Source organism: uncultured Caballeronia sp. (assembly GCF_964243625.1).
Classification (GTDB): Bacteria; Pseudomonadota; Gammaproteobacteria; order Burkholderiales; family Burkholderiaceae; genus Caballeronia.
Window position 1 is genome coordinate 1 of sequence record NZ_CAXTGZ010000531.1, and the last position, 4,182, is coordinate 4,182.

General features: G+C 57.3%; 5 protein-coding genes. 3 read left to right on the forward strand and 2 right to left on the reverse strand.

All coding sequences use genetic code 11. The features are described 5' to 3' along the window. A partial coding sequence (locus tag ACFFAR_RS26355; protein WP_375508755.1) for a hypothetical protein occupies positions 1 to 510 on the forward strand: 510 nt, incomplete at its 5' end. Between the two features lie 11 nt (positions 511 to 521). On the opposite strand, the gene ACFFAR_RS26360 is transcribed toward ACFFAR_RS26355, so the two are convergent. Further along, the gene (locus ACFFAR_RS26360) at positions 522 to 746 is read right to left on the reverse strand and encodes a hypothetical protein (RefSeq protein WP_375508756.1); all 225 of its coding nucleotides are present in this window, start codon (positions 744 to 746) and stop codon (positions 522 to 524) included. 422 nt (positions 747 to 1,168) lie between these two features. Between ACFFAR_RS26360 and ACFFAR_RS26365 the strand changes: the two genes are divergently transcribed. Then, positions 1,169 to 2,338: a zinc-dependent alcohol dehydrogenase gene (locus ACFFAR_RS26365; RefSeq protein ID WP_375508757.1), complete on the forward strand. Its 1,170-nt coding sequence runs from the start codon at positions 1,169 to 1,171 to the stop codon at positions 2,336 to 2,338. A 30-nt stretch (positions 2,339 to 2,368) separates the two neighbouring features. After that, positions 2,369 to 2,959 (forward strand): hypothetical protein, encoded by a 591-nt coding sequence (locus ACFFAR_RS26370; protein WP_375508758.1) that lies wholly within the window; start codon positions 2,369 to 2,371, stop codon positions 2,957 to 2,959. Positions 2,960 to 3,090: 131 nt separating this feature from the next. On the opposite strand, the gene ACFFAR_RS26375 is transcribed toward ACFFAR_RS26370, so the two are convergent. Further along, on the reverse strand, positions 3,091 to 4,182 hold a 1,092-nt coding region (locus ACFFAR_RS26375; protein ID WP_375508759.1), incomplete at its 5' end, for an ATP-binding protein.

The following is a 4,182-nucleotide window of genomic DNA, read 5'->3' on the forward strand; positions in this document are numbered from 1 at the left end:
GGGCCAGTGTACAAATACAAATCGCTTGATGGACGAGGCCTTGAGCAAGTAAAGGAAATGATTCGGGACCGGGTGATTTATTGCCCGAGGCCTGCGATCTTGAATGACGACCGGGAATGCAAGCCAGCTATCGTGATTGGCGACATTAAAGACCCGGCTTACTGGTCTAGCGTTGAACGCTGGGTCCGAAACTGCCTGACGCGCCGCGAGCCTGTCCCTACGGAAGAACAGATACAGGTTGAATTGAGGGGGCTCACACAAGCGGCCTTAGACGACATGGTTGCCAGCATGGCCCCCGAATACCATGCGGTGCTGAACACCCGTTATCGAATCCTCAGCTTTGCCGACGCGCGCGATAACGCGCACCGATGGGACAACTACGCCGGGAAGTTTCCGGGGTATGCCTTAAATTCAACTTCGATAAATTCTTCACTATGGTTTATCGTGTTAGCTATCACGACACGCTGGACGCCATGGATATTACGGACGAGATCGGGTTCAGTAACCTGAAAACGTCGGCGCTAATCAAGACGACGCCTTGGCGGGTCGAAAGTGAATGCCGCGTCATAGTCGCTGACCCGCCGGTTTCCGGCGACGAGCCGCGAATCGTGAACGACCGCATATATTTCGGCGGGCAGCTGACCGGCATTGTTTTCGGCGAAAGGACGACGCGTGAACACATCGACGAAATTCTTGCGCTTTTGGACCCCACCGACCACCCACCGCTTTACGTCGCGCGAGGCCATATCCCGTTCAGGGAGGTTGCAGTCTTCGAATTGTTGCGACCGATTGCTAAGCTAAGCCCCGCTCCGTCGCCTTTGCTCCAATTCCTGGAGTCAAAAGATCTGCATTTTGAGAGGTTCGTTACTCACCATAAGCAAGCGTGGCCGATAGAACTTTTGCGGTCACGTCCCTCTTATTGTCGTATATCTCATATCCGGCGCCATTCAGTGTTTGGTCACAAGCTTGTTTGAGCGACTCTGCAGGTAGCGAGTATGCCTGGAGAATGCCTACGGCGCCGGCTCTGTACGCCGCGGGCCCACCGATTGCATGCCGGCCAGTTAGGCTACCGCTATTCAAGTTGGGGATTTACGCATTCGTCCAACTGAGAGGCCGTTTTTCAGTGCGGCCACACCGTAATCGAACAACCGCTTGCATGGAGGTTGGTATGAAAGCGCTTAGATGGCATGGCAAAGAGGACATCCGTTACGACACGGTCCCTGATCCCGAGATCGAAGAACCGCGCGACGCGATTATCAAGATGACCTCATGCGCAATTTGCGGTTCGGACTTGCACCTTTTTGACGGCTTCATGCCTGGCATGAAGTCAGGCGACATCATGGGCCACGAGTTCATGGGTGAAGTCGTCGAAGTAGGTAGCGGCAATTCCGAGCTGAAAGTCGGCGATCGTATCGTTGTTCCGTTCACCATCATTTGCGGTGAATGCGATCAGTGCAAGCGCGGTAATTTCTCAGTATGCGAGCGGTCGAATCGGAATAAGGATGCAGCCGACAAGGTGTTCGGTCACACCACCGCAGGCCTTTTCGGTTATTCGCACCTGACTGGGGGCTATCCCGGCGGTCAGGCGGAGTATGTGCGGATCCCATTCGCCGATAAGACGCACGTCAAGATACCGGATGGGCTGACTGACGAACAAGTCTTGTTTCTTGGTGACATTTTTCCCACCGGCTGGCAGGCGGCCGTGCAATGCGATATCGAACCGCACGATACCGTTGTGATCTGGGGTGCGGGTCCCGTCGGTCAAATGGCGATACGAAGCGCTGTGTTGCTGGGCGCCAAGCAGGTGATCTCGATCGATTGTGTGCCCGAACGCTTGGCCATGGCCCGCGCCGGCGGCGCAATCACCATCGACTTCAAGCAAGAGAGCGTCGTCGAGCGGCTGAAAGATCTGACAAACGGGAAGGGACCAGAAAAGTGCATTGACGCAGTCGGGATGGAGTCGCACGCGACCCGCTCAGTTGATGCGATGTATGACCGGGTCAAGCAGGCCGTCATGCTGGAAACGGATCGGCCGCACGTGTTGCGGGAAATGATCTACGTGTGTCGTCCCGGCGGAACGTTGTCGGTTCCGGGCGTGTATGGCGGTCTTATCGACAAGATTCCGTTTGGCGCGTCTATGAACAAAGGTCTGACCTGGCGCATGGGGCAAACGCACGTCAATCGCTGGACGGACGATCTTTTGCGACGGATTCAGGAGGGCCAAATCGATCCGTCCTTTGTGATCACGCACACGGTTTCCCTCGAGGAAGGCCCTGGCATGTACAAAACGTTCCGGGATAAGCAAGACGGTTGCATTAAGGTCGTACTCAAACCGTGACCCACTCCCATCTCAATCCGGGCGGACTATATGAATGACCGTGCTAACCTCAATCTCAACGACGCAGGCCACCAAGCTCGCGACGTAGATGCCTCTAGCACGCCGCGAGCGGTGGCCCGCGGTCTGGGCTGGTTCAGTATCACGCTGGGCTTGGCGGAATTGCTCGCGCCACGCGCGGTTTCTCGCGCAGCGGGACTCGATAGCAATCCCGCCCTTGTCCGGCTTTACGGGCTGCGGGAGCTCGTCTGCGGTATCGGCATCCTTGCGTCGGACAAAGTTGCGCCGTTCCTTTGGGCACGCGTGGGTGGCGATGTCTTGGACATTGGCACTATCGTTGCGCATTCGAATACGGTCGATCGGCAAGACCGAACGCGGGCGTTCGGAGCGGTTGTCAACGTGCTTGGCGTTACAGCGCTCGATATGTACGCGGCGCGCGGGATCCGCGAGGAGCCATCGAACGGTGTGACGTCACCAATGCGCGATTACAGCAGCCGCAGCGGTTTTCCGCGCCCTGCGGACGACATGCGTGGCGTCGCTCGAGCGAACTTCAAGGCTCCGCGCGACATGCGCACGCCTGACGCGCTACGTGCATGGACCCTTCCGAAGCGGACTGACGAATAGCTTGAACGCAGTCGCGTACTGTGGCGGCAATGACCGAGATCGCCCAGACGACCGCCCAAGAGCTTGAGAGTCGCCGATCTCTTCTTTAACGGCGTTTGTCTGTAACGATGGCAGTGTCAGGACATCGGCATTTACGCACGCATAGCAGCACACAACCGTTCAAGGTCAATCGGTTTAGTGAAATGGTGCTTAAAGCCCGCGCTCGTTGCTTTTTGCCGGTCCTCTTCCTGACCCCATCCGGTAAGTGCGATCAACAGCAACCGGCTGCCACTTTCAGCGGCGCGAAGGTGGGCAGCGAGTTCGTAACCCGACATGTCCGGAAGTCCGATATCGAGTAATGCTACGTCAAGTTCAGTCTCCTTCGCGATACGCAACGCAGAGGCCCCGTCGTGTGCACGCCAAACCGTGTGACCTTCTAATTCGAGCAATAGAGCCAGGCTCTCGAGCGCGTCGCGATTGTCGTCAACCAAGATGATCCGTCGGCTTGTGGCTTCCGCGGCAGGCGCCGGTGCCGGCGCGTCGACCGGCGGGAGTTTCGAAGTCGACAAGGGCAGCCGTACAACAAATTCGCTGCCTTGGCCTGCCCCGTCACTATGCGCGGAAACAGTTCCGCCGTGAAGGGTCACAAGCATCTTGACGAGCGCCAATCCAACGCCGAGGCCTCCCTGAGAAAACGCCTTACCTCCGGGCAACTGCGCAAACATACCGAACATAGCGGGCAGATCCGCAGCGTCTACTCCAATACCCGAATCTCGTACGACAATGACCGCCTCGTTGTCCGCCCGAAGCCCTGAGAACCAGATATCGCCTCCCGGCGGAGTGTATTTCGCCGCATTGTTCAACAGGTTCTGCATGACTTGCGATAGCCGCGTCGGGTCTGCATCAACAATCAGCGGCTCGGACGGAAGAGAAATGGAAAGCCGGTGAGATGCCGCGTTGATCCTGGGTTCCGAGCCTTCCAGCGCGGTACGCATCGCGTCCGCGAGATTCAGTTGGACTCGTCGCAATTCGATCTTTCCTTCGTTGAATCGCGCTATTTCGAGAAGATCGTCAACGAGATGCGATATCTGGTTAAGTTGGCGGTCAAGTACGCCGTACGCCCAACCCTCGCGTTCGCCGATCGAGCTTTTCCGTTGCAACAGGTCTACCACGCTGCGCATCGGCGCGAGGGGATTGCGAAGTTCGTGGGCGAGCCTTGCCAAAAACTCGTCTTTTTGTCGAGC